This window comes from Pseudomonas sp. PL-6, from assembly GCF_054110165.1.
In genome coordinates this window covers 4,430,344-4,455,342 of the sequence record NZ_CM134189.1, presented here as the reverse complement: position 1 = coordinate 4,455,342, position 24,999 = coordinate 4,430,344, and the positions used below count along the sequence as shown (strand labels likewise).

At 68.3% G+C, this 24,999-nt stretch carries 25 protein-coding genes and 2 pseudogenes; 12 read left to right on the top strand and 15 right to left on the bottom strand.

What is annotated here, in order from left to right:
* The first annotated feature begins 144 nt into the window (after window positions 1-144).
* From ampD to ACW9UL_RS19340, 4 genes and pseudogenes are all read left to right on the top strand, one after another.
* Window positions 145-693, top strand: coding sequence for a 1,6-anhydro-N-acetylmuramyl-L-alanine amidase AmpD (gene ampD / locus ACW9UL_RS19355; protein WP_457787983.1), 549 nt, complete (start codon window positions 145-147; stop codon window positions 691-693).
* 12 nt (window positions 694-705) lie between these two features.
* Complete coding sequence (ampE, locus tag ACW9UL_RS19350; protein ID WP_122108142.1) at window positions 706-1,539, top strand: regulatory signaling modulator protein AmpE; 834 nt, start codon at window positions 706-708, stop codon at window positions 1,537-1,539.
* A gap of 360 nt (window positions 1,540-1,899) precedes the next feature.
* Window positions 1,900-3,042, top strand: a pseudogene (locus tag ACW9UL_RS19345) (HAMP domain-containing protein); the annotation flags it as partial.
* Window positions 3,043-3,183: 141 nt separating this feature from the next.
* Window positions 3,184-3,897 (top strand): methyl-accepting chemotaxis protein, encoded by a 714-nt coding sequence (locus ACW9UL_RS19340; protein WP_457790996.1) that lies wholly within the window; start codon window positions 3,184-3,186, stop codon window positions 3,895-3,897.
* Between the two features lie 110 nt (window positions 3,898-4,007).
* On the opposite strand, the pseudogene ACW9UL_RS19335 reads toward ACW9UL_RS19340, so the two are convergent.
* From ACW9UL_RS19335 to pmcY, 5 genes and pseudogenes are all read right to left on the bottom strand, one after another.
* Window positions 4,008-4,175, bottom strand: a pseudogene (locus ACW9UL_RS19335) (globin); the annotation flags it as partial.
* 26 nt (window positions 4,176-4,201) lie between these two features.
* A complete protein-coding gene (locus tag ACW9UL_RS19330) occupies window positions 4,202-4,420 on the bottom strand; it encodes a DUF2788 domain-containing protein (RefSeq protein WP_003240295.1) in 219 nt (72 codons plus the stop codon).
* Window positions 4,421-4,510: 90 nt separating this feature from the next.
* Complete coding sequence (locus tag ACW9UL_RS19325) at window positions 4,511-4,990, bottom strand: Lrp/AsnC family transcriptional regulator (protein ID WP_021443909.1); 480 nt, start codon at window positions 4,988-4,990, stop codon at window positions 4,511-4,513.
* A gap of 390 nt (window positions 4,991-5,380) precedes the next feature.
* The gene (locus ACW9UL_RS19320) at window positions 5,381-6,265 is read right to left on the bottom strand and encodes a cation diffusion facilitator family transporter (protein ID WP_457787982.1); all 885 of its coding nucleotides are present in this window, start codon (window positions 6,263-6,265) and stop codon (window positions 5,381-5,383) included.
* A gap of 7 nt (window positions 6,266-6,272) precedes the next feature.
* Window positions 6,273-6,692, bottom strand: a complete 420-nt coding sequence (pmcY, locus tag ACW9UL_RS19315) for a periplasmic Zn2+ metallochaperone PmcY (RefSeq protein ID WP_457787981.1) — start codon at window positions 6,690-6,692, stop codon at window positions 6,273-6,275.
* 131 nt (window positions 6,693-6,823) lie between these two features.
* Between pmcY and hrpB the strand changes: the two genes are divergently transcribed.
* A complete protein-coding gene (hrpB, locus tag ACW9UL_RS19310; protein ID WP_457787980.1) occupies window positions 6,824-9,358 on the top strand; it encodes an ATP-dependent helicase HrpB in 2,535 nt (844 codons plus the stop codon).
* 54 nt (window positions 9,359-9,412) lie between these two features.
* Window positions 9,413-10,237 carry a TlpA family protein disulfide reductase gene (locus tag ACW9UL_RS19305; RefSeq protein WP_457787979.1) on the top strand — a complete coding sequence of 275 codons (825 nt, stop codon included), beginning with the start codon at window positions 9,413-9,415 and terminating at the stop codon, window positions 10,235-10,237.
* Between the two features lie 6 nt (window positions 10,238-10,243).
* On the opposite strand, the gene ACW9UL_RS19300 is transcribed toward ACW9UL_RS19305, so the two are convergent.
* Window positions 10,244-10,987 (bottom strand): substrate-binding periplasmic protein, encoded by a 744-nt coding sequence (locus ACW9UL_RS19300; protein WP_122108987.1) that lies wholly within the window; start codon window positions 10,985-10,987, stop codon window positions 10,244-10,246.
* 101 nt (window positions 10,988-11,088) lie between these two features.
* The gene (locus ACW9UL_RS19295; RefSeq protein ID WP_457787978.1) at window positions 11,089-12,168 is read right to left on the bottom strand and encodes an endonuclease/exonuclease/phosphatase family protein; all 1,080 of its coding nucleotides are present in this window, start codon (window positions 12,166-12,168) and stop codon (window positions 11,089-11,091) included.
* Window positions 12,169-12,259: 91 nt separating this feature from the next.
* Between ACW9UL_RS19295 and ACW9UL_RS19290 the strand changes: the two genes are divergently transcribed.
* From ACW9UL_RS19290 to ACW9UL_RS19280, 3 genes are read left to right on the top strand one after another with little or no spacing between them, the layout of a single operon-like run.
* Entirely contained in the window at window positions 12,260-12,499 is a 240-nt protein-coding gene (locus ACW9UL_RS19290; protein ID WP_122108989.1) for a CDGSH iron-sulfur domain-containing protein, read from the top strand.
* Window positions 12,500-12,533: 34 nt separating this feature from the next.
* The gene (locus ACW9UL_RS19285) at window positions 12,534-13,379 is read left to right on the top strand and encodes an SDR family oxidoreductase (protein ID WP_457787977.1); all 846 of its coding nucleotides are present in this window, start codon (window positions 12,534-12,536) and stop codon (window positions 13,377-13,379) included.
* 52 nt (window positions 13,380-13,431) lie between these two features.
* The gene (locus ACW9UL_RS19280; protein ID WP_457787976.1) at window positions 13,432-13,563 is read left to right on the top strand and encodes a transporter substrate-binding domain-containing protein; all 132 of its coding nucleotides are present in this window, start codon (window positions 13,432-13,434) and stop codon (window positions 13,561-13,563) included.
* A 15-nt stretch (window positions 13,564-13,578) separates the two neighbouring features.
* On the opposite strand, the gene ACW9UL_RS19275 is transcribed toward ACW9UL_RS19280, so the two are convergent.
* Both ACW9UL_RS19275 and ACW9UL_RS19270 read right to left on the bottom strand, forming a co-directional pair.
* Window positions 13,579-14,013 (bottom strand): VOC family protein, encoded by a 435-nt coding sequence (locus ACW9UL_RS19275; RefSeq protein ID WP_021443900.1) that lies wholly within the window; start codon window positions 14,011-14,013, stop codon window positions 13,579-13,581.
* A 33-nt stretch (window positions 14,014-14,046) separates the two neighbouring features.
* Window positions 14,047-14,712 (bottom strand): YciC family protein, encoded by a 666-nt coding sequence (locus ACW9UL_RS19270; protein ID WP_457787975.1) that lies wholly within the window; start codon window positions 14,710-14,712, stop codon window positions 14,047-14,049.
* A 118-nt stretch (window positions 14,713-14,830) separates the two neighbouring features.
* Between ACW9UL_RS19270 and ACW9UL_RS19265 the strand changes: the two genes are divergently transcribed.
* From ACW9UL_RS19265 to rhlE1, 3 genes are all read left to right on the top strand, one after another.
* Complete coding sequence (locus ACW9UL_RS19265; protein ID WP_021443898.1) at window positions 14,831-15,310, top strand: LabA-like NYN domain-containing protein; 480 nt, start codon at window positions 14,831-14,833, stop codon at window positions 15,308-15,310.
* An 8-nt stretch (window positions 15,311-15,318) separates the two neighbouring features.
* Window positions 15,319-15,918 (top strand): 3'-5' exonuclease, encoded by a 600-nt coding sequence (locus ACW9UL_RS19260; protein ID WP_457787974.1) that lies wholly within the window; start codon window positions 15,319-15,321, stop codon window positions 15,916-15,918.
* 135 nt (window positions 15,919-16,053) lie between these two features.
* The gene (gene rhlE1 / locus ACW9UL_RS19255; RefSeq protein ID WP_122108992.1) at window positions 16,054-17,397 is read left to right on the top strand and encodes an RNA helicase RhlE1; all 1,344 of its coding nucleotides are present in this window, start codon (window positions 16,054-16,056) and stop codon (window positions 17,395-17,397) included.
* Between the two features lie 188 nt (window positions 17,398-17,585).
* Here rhlE1 and ACW9UL_RS19250 read toward each other — a convergent pair whose 3' ends face one another.
* From ACW9UL_RS19250 to ACW9UL_RS19225, 6 genes are all read right to left on the bottom strand, one after another.
* Window positions 17,586-18,827: a TIGR03862 family flavoprotein gene (locus tag ACW9UL_RS19250; RefSeq protein ID WP_457787973.1), complete on the bottom strand. Its 1,242-nt coding sequence runs from the start codon at window positions 18,825-18,827 to the stop codon at window positions 17,586-17,588.
* A 72-nt stretch (window positions 18,828-18,899) separates the two neighbouring features.
* Complete coding sequence (locus ACW9UL_RS19245; RefSeq protein ID WP_457787972.1) at window positions 18,900-19,847, bottom strand: adenosine deaminase; 948 nt, start codon at window positions 19,845-19,847, stop codon at window positions 18,900-18,902.
* A gap of 175 nt (window positions 19,848-20,022) precedes the next feature.
* Complete coding sequence (locus ACW9UL_RS19240) at window positions 20,023-20,988, bottom strand: 2-oxoglutarate and iron-dependent oxygenase domain-containing protein (protein ID WP_457787971.1); 966 nt, start codon at window positions 20,986-20,988, stop codon at window positions 20,023-20,025.
* A 177-nt stretch (window positions 20,989-21,165) separates the two neighbouring features.
* On the bottom strand, window positions 21,166-22,248 hold the full coding sequence (locus tag ACW9UL_RS19235) for a BMP family ABC transporter substrate-binding protein (RefSeq protein ID WP_457787970.1): 1,083 nt from the start codon (window positions 22,246-22,248) through the stop codon (window positions 21,166-21,168).
* Window positions 22,249-22,536: 288 nt separating this feature from the next.
* Entirely contained in the window at window positions 22,537-23,892 is a 1,356-nt protein-coding gene (locus ACW9UL_RS19230; RefSeq protein ID WP_457787969.1) for an 8-oxoguanine deaminase, read from the bottom strand.
* Window positions 23,893-24,060: 168 nt separating this feature from the next.
* Window positions 24,061-24,987, bottom strand: a complete 927-nt coding sequence (locus tag ACW9UL_RS19225; protein WP_457787968.1) for an ABC transporter permease — start codon at window positions 24,985-24,987, stop codon at window positions 24,061-24,063.
* Window positions 24,988-24,999: the final 12 nt, after the last annotated feature.

Below are 24,999 nucleotides of genomic sequence, written 5' to 3'. Positions count from 1 at the left end.
TGGGCTTCGTCGCGGGCTTCTCAGCCCAACCTACGACCACGAAGCCGCGTGCCCGATTTCCGGGCCGAATCTTTTCCAATCCTTGCGCGCCCTTGGCCGCTGCGGCTGGCTGCTCTAGAGTGGGGCCTCGTTCAGGAGCGCCCCATGCAGCTTGACCCCTCCACCGGCTGGTTCCAGGGCATTGGCCATTGCCCTTCGCCAAATTTCAATGCGCGGCCAAGCGGCGAGGTATCGCTGCTGGTGGTGCATAACATCAGCCTGCCGCCCGGGCAGTTCGGCACCGGCAAGGTGCAGGCGTTCTTCCAGAACCGCCTGCCGCTGGACGAGCATCCCTTCTATGCCGAGATCGCCACGCTGCGGGTCTCCGCGCATTTCTTCATCGAGCGCGACGGTACGCTGACCCAGTTCGTCTCCTGCCTGGATCGCGCCTGGCATGCCGGGCAGTCCTGGTTCGAGGGGCGCGACAACTGCAACGATTTTTCCCTCGGCGTGGAGCTGGAAGGCACCGACGAGCAGCCCTACACCGATGCCCAGTATGCCTGTCTGGGCGAGCTGACGCGCCAGTTGCTGGCCGCCTACCCGGCGCTGTCGGCGCAGCGCATTCGTGGCCACAACGATATCGCGCCCGGGCGCAAGACCGACCCGGGGCCGGCCTTCGACTGGTCGCGTCTGCACGCCGCGCTCAAGGATTAAAGGAGAAGTACGATGAGTTTTCTGGTGATTCTGCTGGTGCTGTGGGTCGAGAAGTTTTCCGCCTGGCGCCTGCGCATCCAGCAGGACGGCCCCTGGCTGGCCCAGTTGCAGCGGCTGCAGCAGGGCAGCCTGCAGCAGGCGCCCTGGTTGTGCCTGGCGGCGCTGGTGCTGGTGCCGGTGCTGGCGCTGGGCCTGGTGCTGCTGGTGCTCGAACCGGTGGCCTACGGCTGGCTGGCGCTGCCGGTGCACCTGCTGGTGCTGATCTACAGCCTGGGACGGGGCGATCTGCTGACCGCGCTGGGACCGTTTCGCGACGCCTGGCGCCGCGGTGACGGGCAGGCGGCCTACCACGTGGTGGAGCGTGACCTGGCGCTGCAGCCGGAGGAGGGCGCCGAACTCCTGCAGCAGGTGCAGGGGCATCTGCTGTGGCAGGCCTACCAGAGTTTCTTCGCGGTGATCTTCTGGTACCTGTTGCTCGGACCCATGGCCGCCCTGGCCTATCGCCTGCTGGCGCTCTGCGCCGAACATGCCGAGCAGCCGGCGCTGCGCGAACGCGCGGTGCAGCTGCGGCACGCCTTCGACTGGCTGCCGGCGCGGGTACTGGCCTCCAGCTTCGCCCTGGTCGGCAATTTCGTCGCGGTCAGCCGCGCCTTGCTGCACGAGCTGCTCAGCTGGGACATTTCCGCGGCGCAGCTGGTGATCAAGGCCGGGCGGGCCGCCGGGGAAATGCCGGCGCCGGTGCTGGGCGAGGCGGGCGTCGATACCCTGGATCAGCTCTGGCAGCTGCTGATCCGCGCCGCGGTGGTCTGGTACGCCGGCTACGCGCTGTGGGTTCTGCTGGTCTGAGCGCAATCGGCGATCAACGTGGAACCCGAAATCCGCGGCGGTTGCATGGTCCGGATTACGGCTGCGGCTAATCCAGGCGACGGATGGCGGGTCTAATCCCCTAGGGACGGACGCTTAACCTTAAGTTACAGAGATCGGCGTCGATAACGGGTATATAGGAGGCCGTAGTCGATCCTGTTTTCGTGATGTCCGTCTCACTGCCTGCCTGTATAGACGGCGCCTACTCACATACAGATCGGGCTGCACAGGACGCCGTCGTCAGCCCATGAGAGGCTCGGCGGCGGTCCAGGCAACACTCATAACAATAATGGCAACTGGAGACGTCTAGTGAAGACCGTGTTGTATCCGGCCATCGCGCTGATGAATCGCCTCAGCTTCGGCATGAAGTTCAGCCTGATCAGCGTTCTGTTCTTCCTGCCCATGCTGGTCACCAACTTCTACCTGGTGCGTGACTCCTATCGCCAGTTCGTCGGCACCCAGAGCGCACTGGAAAGCCTTGAGTTGCTCGGCGACAGCCTGCAGTTGCGCCGCGATCTGGAGAACCTCAACGACCTGGTGCAGATCAACGCGATGATCGGCCAGTCCGGTCAGGCCGGCGATCTGGAGGGGCGCATCAAGCAGTTGCAGCAGGCGCTCGACGCCGGCCTGCAAGGCCTCGAGCCGGTGGTGCGCGATGCCGAGCAGGCCGCCGAGTTCTCCGCCAAGCGCGACGAGATGCTCGCCGCACTGAAGAGCGCCGAGGCCGAGACCTCGTTGCAGAGCAAGACGGTGATAGTCGAGAAGCTGCTCGGCTCCTCCCAGGTGTTCATCAAGCTGGTGGCCAGCCAGGCCGGCCTCAGCCAGGACCCGCAGCGGCAGGTGCGGCAGATCACCGAGCTGATCGCCAACGTCACCCCGCAGGTCACCGATGTGCTCAGCCAGGGCCGGGCCATCGGCTCCTACTCCCTGGGCCAGGGCTTCCTTAACTCCGCGGCCAGCACCAAGTTCGACGACCTGCTGCTGCAACTGGAGAAGCTGCACGCCGAGTACGGCCTCAACCTGCAGGAAGCGCTGGCCGGCAACGTCGCCGCGCAGAACGGCCTGGGCAGCCTGGCCGAGGCCAGCCGGCAGACCCTCAAGGACAGCGCCGTGCTGTTCGAGGATCAGGTGATCATCGCCGACAGTCTGGACACGCCCTGGGCGCAATTCTACGACCAGGTCAGCCAGCAGATGGCCAAGACCCATGCCTTCAACGACGGCCTGCTGGCCTTCCTCGACAGCCAGCTGAGCGAGCGCCTGAACGACAACCGCGCGCAGATGGTGCTGCTGGTGGCGGCCCTGGTAGTGGTGTTCCTGTTGATTCTCTACCTCTACGCCGGCTTCTACGTCTCCACCCGCGCCACCCTGAAGACCCTCGGCCAGGTGATGGAAAAGGTCGCTGCCGGCGACATGACCGTGAGCTTCCAGGCGCAGAGTCGCGACGAACTGGGTGAACTGGGCCAGGTGTTCAACCAGACCGTGGTGCGTATCCACGACCTGATCGAGCGGGTCGGCCACACCGTCGGCGAAGTCGAGGGCCAGGCCGACCGCGTCGAGCTGGTGTCCGGCGAGAGCAACCAGGCGGTGGCCGGCCAGCGCGCGCAGATCGAACAGGTGGCCACGGCGATGAACCAGATGTCCGCCACTGCCCAGGAAGTGGCGCGCAGCGCCGCCGCCGCGGTGGGCAGCGCGCAGAGCGTCAACCAGGAAACGGTCAGCGGCCGCGCCCTGGTCGAGACCCAGGTCGGCGCCATCCAGCGCCTGGCCGGCGAGATCGACCAGTCGGTGGCGGTGATCAACCAGCTGGCCAGCGACAGCGCCTCGATCAGCCAGGTGCTCGACGTGATCAAGGGCATCGCCGAGCAGACCAACCTGCTGGCGCTCAACGCCGCCATCGAGGCGGCGCGTGCCGGCGAGCAGGGCCGCGGCTTCGCCGTGGTGGCCGACGAGGTGCGCAACCTGGCCAAGCGCACCCAGCAGTCCACCGAGGAAATCGAGTCGATGATCGCCAAGCTGCAGGGCGGCGTCGGTGCGGCGGTCAAGGCGATGAACGCCAGCCACCAGATGGCCGATGGCACGGTCAGCGAGTCGGCCAAGGTGCAGCAGGCGCTGGAGAACATCCTCGGTGCGGTGGGCTTGATCGTCGACCAGAACCAGCAGATCGCCGCCGCCGCCGAGCAGCAGACCGCGGTGGCCCACGACATCGACCAGAACATCGTCGAGATCAACCACGCCGGTGAGCGTACCGCCGCCGGCGCCAGCCAGACCGAGCAGGCCAGCCGCGAGCTGAGCGAGCTGGTCTCGCGGCTCAAGCAGTTGATCGGCGCGTTTCGCGTCTAGTCCCTGGCGTGATACAGCTGGGCCCGCCCTCTGGCGGGCCTTTGCGTTTCTGCAGGTCGGGCGCGCAGGCTAGTGCACACGGCGCGCCCTACAGGGCGCCGCCGCTGTTTTCAGTAGCCCGTCTTGATCACCGCGATGCCCTTGTTCAGCACCTCGCGCCAGGCCTGGCGAGTATCCCCATCGCCCGCCTTGTCGTGCGCGCTGATGCTCAGCAGCAGCGCGTCGAGCCACAGGTCGTAGAGTTCGGGGCGGATGTCCAGGCGCTGGCGCGCTTGCGCGTCGCTCGGCCGTGCCGTGGCCGACTTCAGCCGTGAATGCCGCGGGCGGTCTCGATGATGTAGGTGATGATCGGCTTGGCGAGGAAGGCGAACAGGCACAGGCCCAGGCCGAGGAACAGGATGGCGGTACCCAGGCGGCCGGCCTTGGACTTCTTCGCCAGGTCCCAGATGATGAAGAACATGAACAGCATCAGCCCGCCGACCAGCACGTACATCATCAGGGCTTCGAATTGTTCGGTTTCCATGGGGCCTCGTGGTTCGGACGGCAAACGCGGGGCGCAGATTATACGCGCCCCGATCCGCCCTGCGGCATTTCCGCGCTGGGCCTGCGACCTTCAGTCGCGCAGGTGCTGCAGCGGCAGCTGGGTGCTGGAGAGGATCTGCTGCAGGACGAAGCTGGAGCGCACGCTGGAGACGCCGTCGATGCGGGTCAGGGTGCCGAGCAGCAGCTTCTGGTAGTGATCCATGTCCGGCACCACCACCTTGAGCTGGTAGTCGGCGTCCATCCCGGTGACCAGGCAGCATTCGAGCACCTCCGGGCACTTGCGGATCTGCTCCTGGAAATGCTCGAAACGCTCCGGGGTGTGGCGATCCATGCCGATCAGCACGTAGGCGGTCAGGCTCAGGCCGAGCTTCTTGCGATCGAGCAGGGCGACCTGGCCGAGGATGTAGCCGTCGTCCTCCAGCTGCTTGACCCGCCGCGAGCAGGGCGAGGGCGACAGGCCGATGCGTTCGGCCAGCTCCTGGTTGGACAGGCCGGCGTCGCGCTGCAATTCGGCGAGAATATTGAGGTCGTAGCGGTCGAGTTTGTCCACTTTTGGCTCGCTATCTGATTGGATTGCTTTTAATCATGCGCGCTTAGTTAAAAATTGCGCAAGTGACAGGTTTGTGAGCAATGTTCGCAATCTTTCTTCGGCGCTGCGGGCGTAAGCTTTCTCTCAGTTTCACGGCCCGGACGACAAGTCCCACCGGCCTCGCCCAACCAGGCGAGCCGGCGCCGCCGATCCCACCGGATCGCACCGGCACCCGGGTCCGCACTGCCCAACCAGGCGGGCGACGAAAGCGGCGACAACACCGCCAGCACCGGACAGATTTCCCGAGGGGGCCGCAAGGCCCCTTTTTTATTGGTCGCGTAGACGGCGAGTCGGGTTCGTAGGGTACGCCGCGCATCAGCCGTTCATCGGCTCTGGCCGCGAGCGGCAGCCTCAGCGCTCGACCACTTCCGGCGGGTCGGCGTGCACCAGCACCTCGGCGCGCGGGAATTCGCTGCGGATCGCCGCCTCCACCGCCACGCAGTGGGCGTGGGCTTGGGACAGGCTGATCTCGCCGGGCAGTTCCAGGTGCAGCTGGACGAACCAGCGGGTGCCGGAGATGCGCGTGCGCAGGTCGTGCGCGCCGAGCACGCCGGGCACGGCGCAGGTCAGTTGGTGCATGCGTGCGCTGATCTCCGGCGGCAGTTCCTGGTCCATCAGCACCGCCACCGCCTCGCGGACGATGCTGATGGCGCTCCAGAAGATGTAGCAGGCGATGCCGACGGCGAACAGCGCATCGCCCTGCTGCCAGCCGAGACTGGCCAGCAGCAAGGCCAGCAGGATGCTGCCGTTGAGCAGGATGTCCGAGCGGTAGTGCAGCGAGTCGGCGTGGATCGCGGTGGAGCCGGTCTGGCGCACCACGTGGCGCTGGAACAGCAGCAGGGCGACGGTCAGCGCCAGCGACAGCAGCATCACCGCGATGCCCAGGCCCTCGGCCGCCAGCGGCTGCGGCGCGAGCAGGCGCTGCACGCCCTGAATCCCCACCAGCACGGCGCTGATGCCGATGAACAGCGACTGGCCGAGGCCGGCCAGGGCTTCGGCCTTGCCGTGGCCGTAGCGGTGATCCTCATCGGCCGGCTGCAGGGCGAAGTGCACCGCCACCAGGTTGATCAGCGAGGCGGCGCTATCGAGCAGCGAGTCGGTGAGCCCGGCCAGCAGACTGACCGAGCCGCTCAGCCACCAGGCGATCGCCTTGGCCAGCACCAGACTCAGCGCCACCGCCAGCGCCGCGGCGGTGGCCAGGCGCATCAGCCGGGCATGCTGGCGCTGGATCTGCATGAGTGGCTCAGGCCGCCGGGCGCAGGCCGAAGGCGGCCAGTTGCTGGGCGCTGCCGCTGTGGCGGATCAGGCGCGGGTCGTCCAGCGGCAGCTGGTGACCGGTGCTGCGCTCGATCAGCGCCTTGAGGCCGGCCTGGTCGAGCTTGCCCTCGGCATCCACCAGTTGCTTGAGCTGCTGCGGGTCGAGCTGGGCGGTCTGGCCGCCGGGCAGGTAGATGGCGCCGGTGGCGAAGTCGATGGCGAAGGCGATCAGCCCGGGAATGACGAAGAACAGGATGCCGATGGCGTCCATGGCGGCGACCGCCGGGTCGATCTTGCCTTCGATCTGGCCGCGGCGATCCGGGTAGAACAGGGTGCCGCAGGCGGTCAGCTGGGTGAACAGGGCGACGGCGAGAACGCCGGCGATAACGCGGGATTGCGTGCGCATCGAGCACCTCCAGGGAGAAAAGTGGCGCAACTATAGCAAGGCGGTGATTGCAAAACTGCTGTCCGATCTCTCTGACCCGCGAGCCTGTTGGCAGTTCGCCGCTATAATCGCCGGCCTGCCGTGGAGAGCCCATGAACGCCCTGCCCATCGATGCCCTGCTGCCGGCCCTGCGCGAGGCCCTGGCCGCCCGTGACGAAGCCGTACTGGAAGCGCCGCCCGGCGCCGGCAAGACCACCCGCGTGCCGCTGGCGCTGCTGGACCAGGACTGGCTGGCGGGCCAGTCGATCCTCATGCTCGAACCGCGGCGCCTGGCCGCCCGCGCCGCCGCCGAGCGCCTGGCCAGCGAACTGGGCGAGCGGGTCGGCGAGACCGTCGGCTACCGCATCCGCCTGGACAGCAGGATCGGGCCGAACACCCGCATCGAGGTGGTTACCGAGGGCATCCTCGCCCGCCGCCTGCAGGACGATCCGGCGCTGGACGGCGTCGGCCTGGTGATCTTCGACGAGTTCCACGAGCGCAGCCTGGACGCCGATCTGGCCCTGGCGCTGTGCCTCAATGGCCGCGCCATGTTTCGCGGCGCGGACAGCGGTGCGCCGCCGCTCAAGCTGCTGCTGATGTCCGCCACCCTGGAAGGGCAGCGCCTGGCGGCGTTGCTCGGCGAGGCGCCAGTGCTGCGCAGCGAGGGCCGCATGTTCCCGGTGGACATCCGCTGGGGGGCGCCATCGCCGCCGGGCGAGTGGATCGAGCCGCGGGTGGTGCAAACCGTGCTGCAGGCGCTGGCCGACGAGCCGGGCAGTCTGCTGGTGTTCCTCCCCGGCCAGGCCGAGATCCGCCGCGTTGCCGAGCAGCTGGGCGAGGCCCTGGCCGGGCAGGGCGACATCCGGCTCTGCCCGCTGCACGGCGAGCTGGATCTGTCCGCCCAGCGCGCCGCCATTGAGCCGGCGCCGCCCGGCACGCGCAAGGTGGTACTGGCCACCAATATCGCCGAGACCAGCCTGACCATCGACGGCGTGCGCGTGGTGGTCGACGCCGGCCTCGCGCGGGTGCCGCGTTTCGATCCGGCCAGCGGCATGACCCGCCTCGATACCCAGCGCATCTCGCGGGCCTCGGCCACCCAGCGCGCCGGGCGGGCCGGGCGCCTGCAGCCGGGCGCCTGCTACCGGCTGTGGTCGGAGCACCAGCACGAACAGCTAAGCGCCTATTCCGCGGCGGAGATTCTTCAGGCGGATCTGGCCGGGCTGGCCCTGCAGCTGCTGCGCTGGGGCGTGACGCCGCAGGAGCTGAGCTGGCTCGACGCACCGCCGCCCGCCGCCTACGCCCAGGCGCTGGAGCTGCTCGGCCGCCTCGGCGCGCTGGATGCGCGCGGCGCGCTCAACGCCCACGGCCAGGCCATGGCCGAGCTGCCGGCGCATCCGCGTCTCGCCCACCTGTTGCTGCGCGGCCAGGCGCTGGGCCTCGGCGCGCTGGCCTGCGACCTGGCGGCGCTGTTGTCCGAGCGCGATATCCTCCGCGGCGGCGGCGCCGATTTGCACAGTCGCCTGGCCCTGCTCAGTGGCGACAGCCGCGCGGCGCGCTCGGCGCAAGCTGGGGTACAGCGCGCCCGGCAACTGGCGCGGCAGTTCCAGGGCCTGCTCAAGGGCCGGCCAGTGACCCAGGCGGTGAGCGAGCCCGAGCACCCGCGCTGGCTCGGCTGCCTGCTGGCCTTCGCCTACCCCGATCGCATCGCCCAGCAGCGCCGCGCTGGTGGCGCCGACTATCGGCTGGCCAACGGCCGCGCCGCGCAGTTCGCTGAGAGTGACGCGCTGATGAAGCACGAATGGCTGGTGGTAGCCGATCTAGGCAGTCGCCAGGGCCAGCGCGAGGAGCGCATCTATCTCGCCGCCGACCTCGACCCAGCGTTGTTCGAGTGCGAGCTGGCCGAGCAGGTCGAGACGCTGGACGTGCTCGACTGGGACGAGCGCGAAGGCGTGCTGCGCGCCGAGCGTCAGCGCAAGGTCGGCGAGCTAGTGCTGCAGCGCCAGGCGCTGGCCGCGCTGGACGAGGAGGCGCGCTGCCGGGCGCTGGTCGGCCTGGTGCGGCGCAAGGGCCTGGAGCTGCTGCCCTGGACGCCGGAGCTGCGCCAATGGCAGGCGCGGGTGGCGCTGCTGCGCGAACTGGATATGCGGCAGCAGGGGCAGAGCGAATGGCCGGACCTGTCCGACGCCGCGTTGCTGGCCAGCCTCGAGCAGTGGCTGACGCCTTACTTGAGCAAGGTCAATCGTCTCAGCCACTTCGCCAGCCTCGACCTGCCTTCGATCCTGCAGACCCTGCTGCCCTGGCCGCTGCCGCAGCGTCTCGACGAGCTGGCGCCGCGGGCGCTGACGGTGCCGTCCGGCTCGCGCATCGCCATCGACTACAGGGAACAGCCGCCGGTGCTCGCCGTGCGCCTGCAGGAGCTGTTCGGCCTGGCCGCCACCCCGCGCATCGCCGGCGGCCGCCTGGGGCTCAAGCTGCACCTGCTGTCGCCGGCGCGGCGGCCGGTGCAGGTGACCCAGGACCTGGCCAGCTTCTGGGCCAATACCTACCTGGAGGTGAAGAAGGATCTGAAGGGTAGGTATCCCAAGCATTACTGGCCGGACGACCCGCTGATCGCCGAACCCACCGCGCGGGCCAAGCCGCGCAAGTGAACCCGCGGCGGCCGGGGGCTGTCCCAGCCGCTGTCTTCTGTCTGCGGAGTTGCCATGTTGACCCTCGATATCGGCCCATTGGCCCTGGCCACCGACCATCTGCTGTTGCTCGGCAGCCTGCTGCTGGCGACCCTGGCGGGTTGGTGGAGTGGCCGGCGCCAGGGCTGCAACCCGGAGCGGCAGCTGTTTCGGCTGTTGCTGCTGGGGCTGCTGGTGGCCCGACTGGCCTTCGTGCTGGTCTACGCCGAGTTCTACCGTGCGGCGCCGTGGCGGGTGCTGGATATCCGCGACGGCGGCTTTCTCGCTTGGCCGGGGCTGCTCGCCGCGCTGGCCCTGGGCGCCTGGTACCTGTGGCGCGACGCGCGTCTGCGCCGGCCGCTGGCGACGGCCATGGCGCTGGGCCTGGCCTGCTGGCTGGGTGGCAGCGCGGTGCTGCAGGCCCTGCAGCAGGGCACCCGGCTACCCGATCTGGCCCTGCAGGATCTGCAGGGGCGTGCGGTCAATCTGCAGGATTTCGCCGGCAAGCCGCTGGTGGTCAACCTCTGGGCCAGTTGGTGCCCGCCCTGTCGGCGCGAGATGCCGGTGCTGGCCGCCGCGCAGCGTGACGAGCCGGGGATGACCTTTCTGTTCGTCAATCAGGGCGAGTCCGCCGCGCAGGTGGCGGCCTTTCTCGATGCCGAGGCGCCGGGGCTGGGCAACGTGCTGCTCGACGCCGGCAATCGCCTGGGCGAGCAGGTCGGCTCGCGCGCCTTGCCCAGCACGCTGTTCTACGCCGCTGATGGGCGTCAGCTGGGCAGCCATCTCGGCGAACTGTCCGCGGCCAGCCTGGCCCATGCGCTGACGCTGCTCCGAGACGGCGAGAGCCCCGAGCCGCGCTGACACGGCTCAAGGCAACTGCAGGTCTTCGCCGGCTGCGCGCAGTTCCTCGTAGGCGCGGTCGAGGGCATCGCGCAACGCCTCGGCGCCGGGGACATGGCGCGAGACGATCAGCTTCAGCGGCAGGCGCTGTAGCTGGACGAAGGGCAGCTCGCCCATGCCCAGGCGCCGGCGCGCCTGCTCCACCGGGGTCTGGTAGTCCAGCAGGTAGTCGCCGCGGCGGCGCTGCAGCATCTCCAGGGCGGCGGTGTGGCTGGCGGTGCGGTGTTCCACTATGCCCAGCGCCGGGTCGGCGAGCCACTGGTTGACCTCCTGCCAGTAGCTGTAGCCGCTGATCAGGATCACTCCGCTGTCCTTGAGATCGTCGGGCAGACGCGGCAGCGGCGTGTCGCGGCGGAAATACAGGTTGAGGGTGATCTCGCCGAGGCGGTGGCGGGCCTCCAGGGTGTGCCCGACCAGCTCCGCCTTGCCCGGGGCGCCGGGCCACAGCTGCACGCTGCCGTCACGCAGGCCGCTGTACAGGCGCGCACCGGGGTAGGAGCGGAAATGCGCCTGGTAGCCGGCGTGGCGCAGCAGGCGTGCGCTGAGTTCGAGGATGGCGCCGCTGGGGCGGCCCTGGGCGTCGGTGTAGGAGTAGGGCGGGAATTCGTAATAGCCGACGCTGACCTGGCGCAGCGCGTCGATCTCGGCCGTGGCGGCAAGGCTCGGTAGCCACAGCAGGGCGGCGAGCAGAAGGCAGCAGCATCTTGGCATCTGGGAGTACGCGGCTCGGCGCCGTCTTGTCGTTATAAAAGTGTCACGCGACCAGCATGGCCAACCGCGGTGGCGCTTGTCCAGCCCCTGTCCTTCGCAGATTAGTCGAGGCTGGGCAGAAAGAAGCGGCCGATCAGCGGCAGATGATCGGAGATGTGCAGCGTGTCGTGCTGGCGCACCGTGCTGCTCAGCGGGGTCAGCCGCGGGCTGTGCAGCAGGTAGTCGAGGGTGCGGTCAGGGCCGCTGGCGGCCGGGTCGTTGGGGTAGTGGGTGTACCAGCGCGCCTGCTCGCCGCCAGCTGCCTGATCCAGGCTGGGGATCAGCGGGTAGCGCGCGGCCAGCTCCTGCAGGCGGTTGTCGCTGGCGTAGCGGCTGCGCTCAGCGTCCGGCAACTGGCCGGGCGGCAGCAGGTCGAAGTCGCCGCCGAGCACCCAGGGCGTGCCCGCGGCCTGCAGCTGGCGCAGCAGGCCGTCGGTCATGCTCAGCTGGCGCGCCTGGGTGTCGTCGTCCTGGGCGAAGGCATCGAAATGGCCGTTGAGCGTCACCAGCTCGCCGCCGCCGCGGATCGGCAGATGGCTGACCAGCAGCGCGGGCTTGGGCTGCAACGGGCGCGTCAGCGGGTTGCCGGGCCGCTGCGGCAGTTGCAGGCGCTCGGCGCGGGCGATCCGGAAGCGGCTGAGGGTGGCCAGCTTCATGCCGACGCTGCCGAGGATGCGCGGGTGCGGGACGAAGCCGGCCTGCCAGTAGAAGGCCTGGCTGGCGCAGGGGTAGAGGTCGGCCAGGCGCGCTTGCAGCAGGGCCAGTTGATCCTGATGGTCGCTGGCCCGGGCGCCGTCGTGCAGCTCCTGCAGCAGGACGACATCCGGCTGCTCGTCGCGCAGCACCCGCACCACCTCGTCGAGGGTGCTGGCCAGATCCGCGGCGCTGGGCCGGTCGTCGGGGCCGTCGCCGCCGGGCAGGTCGTACCAGAACACATGACCCTTGCCGGCCAGGTACTGCAGGTTCCAGGTCATCACCTTGAGCGCCTGTCCCGGCTGCAGCTGCGCCACCTGGCCGCTGCAGGCCAGCGGCGCCGGCTCGCGCGGCCCCGGGCGCCAGCTCAGCGCATGGACCAGGGCAAGGGACAGGCCGAGCAGCGCGACCAGGGCGAGCAGCAGGCGAAACGGGCGGGGCAGGGACATGGCGACGCGGGCGGCTATGCTGGAAGGAGGCGAGGATACCCGACTGCGGCTCATCGGCCCAGGCGTGGCGCCGTCCTGCCGGGAGGGTGCGATGAACGAGCCGCTGATTGCCCAGCGCGGCCCCTATGCGGTCGAGGTTCAGGCCGGGCAGGATTACTTCTGGTGCCGTTGCGGGCGCAGCGCCAGCCAGCCGTTCTGCGACGGCAGCCACAAGGGCAGTGGACTGACGCCGCTGAAGTACCATGCCGAGCAGACCGACACCCTGTTTTTCTGTGGCTGCAAGCACACGGCCACGCCGCCCTGTTGCGATGGCAGCCATAACAGGTTGTAGTGTCGGCCAGGCTTGGCTTGTGGGGGGGCAGTGCATGTATCGCAAGGTATTCGCCAACAAGGTGTTCGACCGCAAGGTGGTGCTGATCACCGGCGGCTGCGCCGGCATCGGCCGCGCCCTGGCCGTGCGCATGGCCCAGGCCGGCGCGCGCCTGGTGATTTTCGATCTGCAGCAGGCGGCGCTCGACAGCCTGGTGCAGCACCTGGCCGATCACCACAACGCCGAGGCCCTCGGCCTGCTCTGCGACGTCGCCGACGCCGCCGCGGTGCAGCGCGCGGTGGCCCTGGCCATCGAGCGTTTCGGCGGCATCGACGTGCTGGTCAACAACGCCGGCATCACCCACCGCAGCACCTTCGCCGACACCAGCCTGGAGGTGTTCCAGCGGGTCATGGCGGTCAACTACTTCGGCGCGCTGCATTGCACCCAGGCGGCGCTGCCCAGCCTGATCGCCCGCGGTGGGCAGATCATCGTGCTCAGTTCGCTCTCGGGCATCGCCCCGCTGCTCTACCGCAGCGCCTACAACGCCAGCAAGCACGCCCTGCACGGCCTGTTCGAGACCCTGCGCTACGAGCTCAAGGGCTCGGGGGTCAACGTCATGCTGGTGTGTCCCGGCTTCACCGCCACCGACCTGCGCAAGAACGCCCTGGTCGGCGACGGTTCGGTGGCCGCCCAGCCGCCGCTGGCGATGGGCAAGGTGGCCTCGCCGCAGGACGTCGCCGAGGCCATCTACCACGGCGCCCTGAGGCGCCGGCGCCTGCTGGTGCTGTCCAACGTCGACTGGCGCGCGCGGGTGCTGGCGCGCTTCTTCCCGCGACTGTTCGAGCGGGTGCTGCTGCCGCGGCTGTCCGGGCTCAAACCGCAGGGGGCGGGGCGGGGTTGATGCGTTTCTGCTGGCGCCGCTGTGCCGGGCCGAGAACGCGCCGCTGCGAGTGATGACCGACCTGTGGCCGCCGTTTCGCATGCAGGGCGCAAGCGGCGAGCTGCAGGGCCTGGATATCGACCTGCTGGCGGAGCTGTCGCGCCGCACCGGGCTGCGCTACCAGCCGGTGGCGGCGCGCCAGTAACGGGCGGCGCCCCGGCTAGTGGTTATGCGGCTCGCCGTAGAGCTGCTGAACCAGGTCCATGTCCCAGTAGGCGGCCTCGATCTTGTGCCCGTCGAGATCGCGCACGAAGCAGCCGTAATAGGGTTCGCCATACTCCGGGCGCGGCCCCGGCTGACCCTCGTCGCGGGCGCCGGCGGCCAGTGCGGCCTGGTGGAAGGCGTGCACCGCGGCCTTGTCCGGGGCGACGAAACCGAAATGGCTGCCGTTGCCGAGGGTCGCCGGCTGGCCGTCGATCGGCGTCTGCACCCAGAACTCCGGGTACTCGCGGCCGAAGGCCACGGCGCCGGGGTGACGCATGATTTCCTTGCAGCCGAGGGTGGCCAGCACCTTGGCGTAGAAGTCGCAGGCCGCCTCGAAACGGTTGGTGCCGATGGATACGTGGGACAGGATGCTGGGGTTGGCGTCGCTCATGACGGGGCTCCTTGGTTGGCGAGACGGCCAAGCCTAGTCGCTGTTTTGCCGTTGCGCCTGCTGCCGGTCGAGCAGCATGAACAGGCGGAACAGCACCACCAGGGCGAACAGCTGGAGGAAGCCGCTGGCCGTCTGCTGCAGCACCCACAGCAGGCTGTCGTCGCGGCTCGGCAGGGTCCACCAGTCGAGCAGCCAGAGCGGCACCAGCACGCCGGCCAGGCAGCTGAACACCTCCCAGAAACGCCCATTGGTCAACTCGAAACTGCCCCGCAGGGCGCTCATCGGCGGCTGCCCGCGCAGCACCAGAAGCAGCTCGGCGAAGGCCAGCTTGACCATGATCCAGATGCCCGGCAGCACCAGCAGCGACAGTCCGAGCAGGATCGCCAGGGTGCTCAGCCCGGCCAGCAGGGCGAACCCCGGCCACAGGCGCAGGGCGGCGGCGAACAGCTCGTTGCCGGTCGCTGCGCGGCCGTTGCTGCGGGCGTCGAGGAAGAGGATCAGCTGCGCGGCGTAGAGCGGATAGAAGAGTACGCCGAGGAGGATGCCGTAGGCCGGATTGGCGCCTTCGCCGAGCTGAGCCGCCAGCAGCGCCTGGGCGATGGCCTCGGCCAGCAGCAGCGGCAGGCACAGGCGGGCTATGGCCGCCAGGTTGTGGCTGAAGAAGAACCAGGCATCGCGCAGGATCGGCAGTGGATTCATCGGCAGAACTCGGCAAAGGCGAAGACCCGCACTGTAGCAGAGGCGCCGCGCGCTCCGCGCTGATGGCAATGCTCTGGCATACTGGCAGGGCTTTCCGCCCGCCGACCGAGGATGCCCGGTGAAGAAGATCGCCGTATTCGCCGACGTACAGAACCTCTACTACACGGTGCGCCAGGCCCATGGCTGCCATTTCGACTACGCCGCCTTCTGGGCCGACGTCAGCCGCCAGGGGCAGATAGTCGAGGCCTACGCCTATGCCATCGAGCGCGGCGACGCCAAGCAGCAGCAGTTCCAGCAGATCCTGCGCAAGCTCGGCTTCACCGTGAAGCTCAAACCCTATATCCAGCGCAGCGACGGCTCGGCCAAGGGCGACTGGGACGTCGGCATCTGCATCGACGTGCTCGACGCCGCCGAGCGGGTCGACGTGGTGGTGCTGGCCTCCGGCGACGGCGATTTCGACCTGCTGCTCGAGCGCGTGCGCCAGCGCGGCACCGAGGCGATCGCCTACGGCGTGCCGGGGCTGACCGCGCAATCGCTGATCCGCGCCGCCAGCCGTTACGTGCCCATCGAGGGCAGCCTGCTGCTCAAGAGTCATTGAGGACATTCGTGGAATCCATCGCCGTCATCGACTTCGAAACCACCGGCGTGTCGCCGAACCAGGCCCGTGCCACCGAGATCGGCGTGGCCATTATCGAGGGCGGGCAGATCGTCGCCCGCTACCAGAGCCTGATGAACAGCGGCGCCTGGGTGCCGCCCTTTATCGAGCAGCTCACCGGCATCAACAACGCCATGCTGCGCGCGGCGCCGCCGTCCGACCAGGTGATGGCCGAGGTGGCCGACTTTATCGGCGAGCGGCCGCTGCTGGCGCACAACGCCGCCTTCGACCAGAAATTCTGGGACGCCGAATTGGCGCGCATCCGCCGTCGCCGACGACAGCCGTTCGCCTGCTCGCTGCTGCTGTCGCGGCGCCTGCTGCCGGAGGCGCCGAGCCACAAGCTGGGCAACCTCAACCGCTGGGCCGGGCTGCCGGACACCGGCCGCGCCCACCGCGCCCTGGCCGATGCCGAGATGGCGGCCAACCTGACCCTGCACCTGTTCGACCTGTTGCGCCGCCGTCACGGCCGGCACCAGGCCGATCACGCTTTGCTCTGCCAGTTGCAGAAGCTGTCGGCGGCCAAGGTGCGCGCGCTGCTGGCCGCCGGCTAGCGAGTCGTGGCCCGGATGGCTTTGCGGCCAACCTCCCCGGATTGCATCCGGGCCAGGTGCATAGCAGCTTCGCCCCTGCCATGGGCGCAGACCGGGTAAACTGCGCGCCTGTTTCTTTTCGACCGGTTGCCCCCCATGACCTTCGCCTCCCTCGGCCTGATCGAGCCGCTGCTGCGCAGCCTCGCCGGCCTCGACTACCAGACCCCGACCCCGGTGCAGAGCCAGGCGATTCCCGCCGTGCTCAAGGGCCGCGACCTGATGGCCGCGGCCCAGACCGGCACCGGCAAGACCGCCGGCTTCGCCCTGCCGCTGCTGCAGCGCCTGACCCTGGAAGGCCCGCAGGTGGCGAGCAACTCGGTGCGCGCGCTGGTGCTGGCGCCGACCCGCGAGCTGGCCGAGCAGGTGCTGCAGAGCTTCCTGGTCTACGGCCAGCACCTGCCGCTGAGCTGCTACGCGGTGTACGGCGGGGTCAGCATCAACCCGCAGATGATGAAGCTGCGCAAGGGCGTCGACGTGCTGGTGGCCACGCCGGGACGATTGCTCGACCTGTACCGGCAGAACGCGGTCAGGTTCAACCAGCTGCAGTGCCTGGTGCTCGACGAGGCCGACCGCATGCTCGACCTGGGTTTTGCCCGCGAGCTGGACGAGCTGTTCAGCGCCCTGCCGAAAAAGCGCCAGACCCTGCTGTTCTCCGCCACCTTCTCCGACGTTATCCGGCAGATGGCCGGCGAGCTGCTGCGCGACCCGCTGTCGGTCGAGGTCAGCCCGCGCAACGCCGCGGCCAAGAGCGTCAAGCAGTGGCTGATCCCGGTGGACAAGAAGCGCAAGGGCGAGCTGTTTCTGCACTTGTTGCAGAAAAAACGCTGGGGCCAGGTGCTGGTATTCGCCAAGACGCGCAAGGGCGTCGATCAGCTCGAACAGGAGCTGCTGGCCATCGGTGTGGCCGCCGACTCGATCCACGGCGACAAGCCGCAGCCGGCGCGCCTGCGTGCGCTGGAGCGGTTCAAGGCCGGCGAGGTGCAGGTGCTGGTGGCCACCGACGTGGCCGCGCGCGGGCTGGATATCGACGACCTGCCGCTGGTGGTCAACCTGGATCTGCCGATCAACGCCGAGGACTACGTGCACCGCATTGGCCGCACCGGTCGCGCCGGCGCCACGGGCGAGGCGATCTCGCTGGTGTGCGCCGACGAGGTGGAGCAGCTGGCGGCCATCGAGAACCTCACCCAGCAGCTGATCAAGCGCGTCGACGAGCCTGATTTCATCCCCGACCACCGCGTACCGCTGACGGCGGTTGGCGGCCAGGTGCTGAAGAAACCGAAGAAGCCCAAGCAGAAACTCATCCCCGGCGCGGCCAAGCCGGCCGGCAAGGGCAATATCCACCTCGGCCGCTGGTTCGAGGAAGAGGATGCCAAGCCCAAGGCCAAGGCGGTGCGCAAGGTGCCGAGCTTCGGCGGCAAGCCCAAGGGTGGCAAGAAGTAGGGGCGCTTACTGGAAACGCTCGCGGCCATGGCGCAAGAAACCTAGAGCCGTAGCCCGGATGCAATCCGGGGCGTTGCGCCGATATGCCCCGGATTTCATCCGGGCTACAAACTGTCTCGATCGTTTTGCAGCAGCCCGCTTGCGGGCGATCGGTGCTCGCATTAAGCGGATCGTCCGCAAGCGAGCTTCTACAGCGGGATCTTCAGCCAGTCGAGCACACCCTGCGCCGCGACCCGGCCGCTGGCGAAGCAGGCGGTGAGCAGGTAGCCGCCGGTGGGCGCCTCCCAGTCGAGCATTTCGCCGGCGCAGAACACCCCGGGCAGCGCCCTGAGCATCAGGCCGTCATCGAGCGCCTCGAAGGGTACCCCGCCGGCGCTGCTGATCGCCTCGGCCAGCGGCCGGGGGCGCAGCAGGGTGAGCGGCAGCGCCTTGATCCAGGACGCCAGGGCGGGCGGATCGGCGAAGGCGGCGGCCGGCGCCAGCTCGCGCAGCAGGGCGGCCTTGACGCCGTCCAGACCGGCCTGGCGCTGCAGGTGCTTGGCCATCGAGTGCTTGCCGCGTGGCCTGGCCAGCGCCTGCTGCAGCTTGGCCAGCGGCGTCTGCGGCAGCAGGTCGAGGCTGATCACCGCCTGGCCCCCGGCCTCGATGGTGCGGCGAATGGCGGCGGAGAAGGCGTAGACCAGGCTGCCTTCGACGCCGCCCTCGGTGAGGACGAACTCGCCGATCCGTGCGTCCTCACCGGGCAGGCGCAGGGCGACGTTCTTCAGGGGCGCGCCGGCGAACTTGTCCCGCAGGTGCTCGCTCCAGCCGGCGACCTCGAAACCGCAGTTGCTCGGCTGCAGCGCCGCCACCCCGATGCCGCGCGCCTGCAGCAGCGTCGTCCAGGCGCCGTCGGAGCCCAGTCGTGGCCAGCTGCCGCCGCCCAGCGCCAGCAGGCAGGCGTCGGCCGCGAGCCGGCGTTCGCCGGCGGCAGTGGCCAGGCGCAGGCTGCCGTCGTCGTTCCAGCCCAGCCAGCGGGTGCGGGTGTGCAGGGTCACGCCCAGCTCGCGCAGGCGGCGCAGCCAGGCGCGCAGCAGCGGTGCGGCCTTCATATCGGAGGGGAACACGCGCCCGGAGGTGCCGACGAAGGTGTCGATGCCCAGGCCGTGAATCCAGGCGCGCAGGGCGTCGGCGTCGAAGTCCTGCAGCAGCGCTGCGACTTCCCGCTGACGCTCGCCGTAGCGGCCGACAAAGGCGTCCTTCGGTTCCGAGTGGGTGATATTCATGCCGCCGACCCCGGCCAGGAGGAACTTGCGGCCCAGCGAGGGCATGGCGTCGTACAGCTCGACGCGCACCCCGGCGCGGGCCAGCACCTCGGCGGCCATCAAGCCGGCGGGGCCGCCGCCGACGATGGCGACCAGGGGAGCGGTGGGGGCGGGGATGACGGACATGCGGCGACCGGCAGGGCGAGGAAAGGGCGCATTCTAGCGGAAGGGGCAGGGCTCGGGGGGAGCCCTGCGGCATCAGGCCAGGCGCGCGTCCAGGCTGTTCTGCGCCAGGCGTCTGGCCTGCTCCTCGCTCATGCCCAGATGCTGGTGCAGGGCGGCGAAGTTCTCGCCGACATAGCCGCCGAAGTAGGCCGGGTCGTCCGAGTTCACCGTCACCTTCACCCCGCGTTCGAGCATCTCGAGGATGTTGTGCTGGCCCATGTGCTCGAACACGCACAGCTTGATATTGGACAGCGGACAGACGGTCAGCGGGATCTGCTCGTCGATAAGGCGCTGCATCAGCCGCTCGTCCTCGCTGGCGCGCACGCCGTGGTCGATGCGCTCGACCTTGAGCAGGTCCAGCGCCTCCCAGATGTACTCGGGCGGGCCTTCCTCGCCGGCATGCGCCACCGCGTGCAGGCCTTCGCTGCGCGCCTTGGCGAACACCCGCTCGAACAGCCGCGGCGGGAAGCCTTTTTCCGAACTGTCGAGGCCGACGCCGATAAAGGCGTCGCGAAACGGCATGGCCTGTTCCAGGGTCTTGAACGCCTCTTCCTCGGGCAGGTGACGCAGGAAGCTGAGGATCAGGCCATGGCTGATGCCCAGTTGCTGCTCGCCGTCGCGCAGCGCCTGCTGGATGCCGCGCAGCACCACCTCGAAGGGAATGCCGCGGTCGGTGTGGGTCTGCGGGTCGAAGAAGGGTTCGACGTGGATGACGTTCTGCGCCTTGCAGCGTTGCAGGTAGGCCCAGGTCAGGTCGTAGAAATCCTGCTCGCTGCGCAGCACGTTGGCGCCGGCGTAATACAGGTCGAGAAATTCCTGCAGGTTGTTGAAGGCATAGGCCGTGCGCAGGGCCTCGACATCGGCCCAGGGCAGGGCGATCTGGTTGCGTTCGGCCAGGGCGAACAGCAGCTCGGGCTCCAGCGAGCCCTCCAGGTGCAGGTGCAGTTCGGCCTTGGGCAGGGCGTTGAGCCATTCGGGCATGGTCGGTTCTCGTCGTCAGGCTTGCGGTGCGGCCAAGTTTAACCGCTGGGACAGGATCGCGCTGTGCCGCATGGCCCGCTGCGTAGGGTGGACATCGCTTTTCATGTCCACCACAACGTTCGTTCCGGCTGCACAAGCGGTGGATGAAAAGAGCGTCATCCACCCTACGCTGCAATCAGCCCTGTGCCTCCTCACGCCGATAGGCATAGGTATCGGCGAAGCGCGACAGCAGGTACGCGGCGCTGGTCACCGGTGTGTACTTGGCCGGGTTGTCCGCGCTGGAACAGTTCGGCAGGCAATCGATCAGCGTATCGGGATGCGGTTCGGCGAAGAACGGCATGGAGTAGCGGTCAACCCCAAGCGGGCTGATCACCCGATGTCGCGTCGAGGTGTAACGGTCGTTGCTCCAGCGCGCCATCATGTCGCCGATATTGACCACGAAACTGCCGGCAATCGGCGGCGCGTCGATCCACTCGCCATTGCGCGCACGCACCTGCAGGCCGCCGGCATCGTCCTGGTAGAGCAGGGTGATGCAGCCGTAATCGGTATGCGCGCCAGCGCCTTGCTGATCGCTGCTGGTGGCAGTGTGGCGTGGCGGATAGTGGATCATGCGCAGCACGCTGATCGGCTCATGGAAGCGCGCGTCGAAGAAGTCGTGCTCGATATCCAGCACCATGGCCATGGCGCGCAGCAGGGTCTTGGCCAGGTCCTGCATGTCGGCGTAATGCTGTTCCATCAGCTCGCCCCAGCCGGGTAGATCCGGGTGGCGATTCGGCCCGCGCAACGGTTTGCCCGTCAGTACCTCGGGGTGGTCGGCGGGCATATGGAAACCCATGTCGAAGGTTTCCTTCAGGTCGCTCGGCTTGCTCGGGTCGAGCTGCTCGGTGGCGATAGCGCCGTAACCGCGGTGGTGGGCGGTCTGGGTGATATCGATCTTGAGTTTGTCGTCGGCAGGCAGGGCGAAGAAGTGCTTCGCCGCACTGAGCAGGGCGTCGATGCGCTCGCTACCGATGGGGTGGCCGACGATATAGAAGAAGCCCCAGTCGCGGCAGGCGCGGTCGATCTGCTCGGCCACGGCAGGCCAGGCCGAAGCGTCGTCGGCGTAGAGAGGGGCGATGTCGATGATGGGTAGGCTGTTCATAAAAGCTCCGGGGTGTTGCTGCGAGTCTTCTCGTACCCAGGGCAGCGAAAAAGGACGTTTCGTATGAGACGTCCCCTTGATGCGGTTCTGCCAATGGCAGGGACGGCATCGGTAGTTGCCAGGTGGCGGGTTGCACCCGCCCTACGGTCTGTCGGGCAGGTGCAACCCGCCAGCCAATTACTTCGGTATCTCGGCCTTCACGTTCTCCACGTAGTAGTTCATCGAGGCCAGCTCGGCATTGGTCGCGCTTGCGCCTTCGGCGATGCGCACTGCGCCGCTCTGATCCTTGATCGGGCCGGTGAAGGGGTGGAACTTGCCGCTGCGAATGTCGGCGATGATCTGCTCGGCCTCGCTCTTCACATCAGCCGGCACCAGGTCGCTGATCGGCAGCTCGATGGTGTCCTCGGCCAGGCCGCCCCAGAAATCCTGCGGCTGCCAGGTACCGTCGATCACCGCCTGGGTGGATTTGACGTAGTGCGGGCCCCAGTCGTTGACGATGGAGGTGAGTACGGCCTTCGGCCCGAAGTGAGCCATGTCCGAGGCGTAGCCGACGGAATAGACGCCGCGCCGCTCGGCGGTCTGGATCGGCGCCGGGCTGTCGGTGTGCTGGAAGATCACGTCCACGCCCTGGTCGATCAGCGCGTTGGCGGCGTCGGATTCCTTGCCCGGATCGAACCAGGTATTGACCCACACCACCTTGATCTCGGTGCCGGGGTTGTACTTGTCCAGGGCCAGCTGGATGGCGTTGATGTCGCGGATCACCTCGGGGATGGGGAAGGAGGCGACGTAACCGACCTTCTTGGTCTTGGTCATCTTCGCCGCGAGGAAGCCGCCGACGTAGCGCCCCTCGTAGGAGCGCGACAGGTAGGTGGCGAGGTTCTTGTCCTGCTTGTAGCCGGTGGCGTGTTCGAAGGTCACCTTGGGGAATTGCTTGGCCACCTTCAGCGTCGGGTTCATGTAGCCGAAGGAAGTGGTGAAGATCAGGTCGTAGCCGCCCTTGGCCATGTTGCGGATCACCCGCTCGGCGTCGGCGCCTTCCGGCACGTTCTCGACGAAGCTGGTGCTGACCTTGTCGCCCAGCTCCTTGATCAGCGCCTGGCGGCCCTGCTCGTGCTGGTAGGTCCAGCCGTGGTCGCCGATGGGGCCGATGTAGACGAAGCCGACCTTCAGCGGGTCGGCGGCGGAGGCGCTGAGCATGGCGCCAAAGCCCAGGGCGGCGACGAGGGTGCGCAGCAGCGGTTTCTTGCTCTTCTTGTGCATGGTGGGTGCAGCTCCAGTCTTGGTGTCGGGATGGCCGTTGGTTGGCTGATCCCCTGACTGCAAAAAGCTGACCAATAAGACAGATAGCCGTGGCGACCCCATTTCATGCAGATGCGGTTGAGCGGGATGGAACGGTCTTGGTGCGTAGTGCGTGCAGTTGCCGTTTTGTGGTGCGCAAAGGGTGACAGTTGGTGGGCTGTACACATGCAGGAGCGAGCTTTGCTCGCGAAGCTTTCGAGGTATGAGCCGTCGCGCGCAGAGCTCGCTCCTACAGCCGATTAATCGCTATCAACCACCTATCAGCTGCTTCGCCGCCTGACGGTGATCGGCGATCAGCTGGGCCACGTCCAACCCCTCGATCTGCCCATCGATGACGCGCCAGGTGCCGCCGATCATCATCCGATCGGCGCGGTCGGCGCCGCACAGCAGCAGCGCGGAGAGCGGATCGTGGCTGCCGGAGAAGCGCAGCTCGTCGAGCTTGAACAGCGCCAGGTCGGCCTGCTTGCCGACGGCCAGCTCGCCGATATCGCTGCGCCCGAGCAGGCGTGCCGAACCGCGCGTGGCCCAGCCAAGCACGCGGTGCGGGGTGATCTGTTCGGCGCCGTAGCGCAGGCGCTGGATATACAGCGCCTGGCGCGCCTCGAGGATCATGTTCGAAGCATCGTTGGAGGCCGAGCCGTCGACGCCCAGGCCCAGCGGCGCACCGGCGGCCTCCAGCTCGACACTGGGGCAGATGCCCGAGGCCAGGCGCATGTTGGAGCTGGGGCAATGGCAGATGCCGGTACCGGCGGCGCCGAGGCGGGCGATTTCGTCAGGGTTGAAGTGGATGCCGTGAGCCAGCCAGGTGCGCGGGCCGAGCCAGCCGACGCTGTCCAGATAATCCACGGTGCGCAGGCCGAAGCGTTGCAGGCAGAAGTCTTCCTCGTCGAGGGTTTCGGCCAGGTGGGTGTGCAGGCGCACGTCCAGTTCTTCGGCCAGTTCGGCGCTCTGGCGCATGATGGCCTGGGTCACCGAGAAGGGCGAGCAGGGCGCCAGGGCGATCTGGATCTGCGCGCCGTCACCGCGCTCGTGGTACTGGTCGATCAGGCGCTGGCTGTCGGCCAGAATCACCTCGCCCTGCTGCACCGTCTGCTGCGGCGGCAGGCCGCCGTCGGCTTCGCCCAGGCTCATGGAGCCACGGGTGAGCATGGCGCGCATGCCCAGTTCGCGTACCGCCTCGACCTGCACGTCGATGGCATTCTCCAGCCCGCCGGGGAACAGGTAGTGGTGATCGGCAGCCGTGCTGCAGCCGGACAGCAGCAGTTCGGCCAGCGCCACCTTGCTGGCCAGCGCCAGTTTCTCCGGCGTCAGGCGTGCCCAGACCGGGTAGAGCGTCTTCAGCCAGGGGAACAGCGGCTGGCTGACCACCGGCGCCCAGGCGCGGGTGAGGGTCTGGTAGAAGTGATGGTGGGTGTTGATCAGGCCCGGTAGCAGCACATGCTCGCGGGCATCGAAGGTTTGCTCGCAGGCTGTTGACGGCTGCTGGCCTTTGCTGAGCACTTCGGTGATGCGGCCACCCTCGATCACCAGGCCGCCGGAAGCGTCCAGGTCGTTGGCGGTGAAGATGGCGAGAGGGTTCTTGATCCAGATACGGGTAGCTGCCATGAGCAGGCTCCTCTGAGGTTGATGTCAGGTAAGCCAGCTCAGTGTTGACCCTGTCTGCTGATCCAGGTGCGTCGGAATCGACGTGCGGCGCACGATAGCTGACTCTGGGGTCAGGGGCAATGTCCGGTGCGCGGCGCACCCTACCGGCCGCGCGCGCCGTTACTCATCTCAATGCCCCGGCTGCCACGGCTGGCCCAGCGACACCGGTGCATACAGCCGGGTCTTGATCGCATCGCGCGAGAGCAGCACCAGCACCAGGATAGTGGCGACGTAGGGCAGCATGGCCAGCAGGTTCGACGGGATCGACAGGCCGATGCCCTGCGCTACCAGGTGGAGGATGCTGGCCAGGCCGAACAGGTAGGCGCCGAGCAGCACGCGCAGCACCCGCCAGCTGGCGAACACCACCAGCGCCAGGGCGATCCAGCCACGCCCCGCGGTCATGTTCTCCGCCCACATCGGCGTGTAGGCCAGCGACAGGTAGCCGCCCGCCATGCCGGCCATGGCGCCGCCGAACAGCACCGCCAGGGTGCGCACGCGCAGCACCGGCAGGCCCATGGCGCTGGCGGCGTCCGGGTTCTCGCCGACGGCCTGGATGATCAGGCCGATGCGGCTTTTCAGCAGCACCCAGGCCACCAGGGCGAACAGGGCGAAGGACAGGTAGATCAGCACGTCCTGGGCGAACAGCATGCGCCCGATCAGCGGGATGTCCGCCAGCAGCGGAATGACGATGGGCTCGAAGCCGGACAGCGGCTTGCCGACCCAGGCGGCGCCGACGAAGGTGGACAGGCCGACGCCGAAGATGGTCAGGGCCAGGCCGGTGGCCACCTGGTTGGCGTTGAAGCCCAGTGCCACGGCAGCGAACAGCAGCGACAGCAGCATGCCGGCGGCAATGGCCAGCAACACGCCGAGCCACAGGCTGCCGGTGCTGAAGGCGACGATAAAGCCGATCACTGCGCCGAACAGCATCATGCCTTCCTGGCCGAGGTTGAGCACGCCGCTTTTCTCGCACACCAGCTCGCCCAGGGCCACCAGCAGCAGCGGCGTGCCGGTGCGCACCATGGCGTAGAAGATATTGGTCAGCAGATCGAGATCCATGGGGATTTCCTT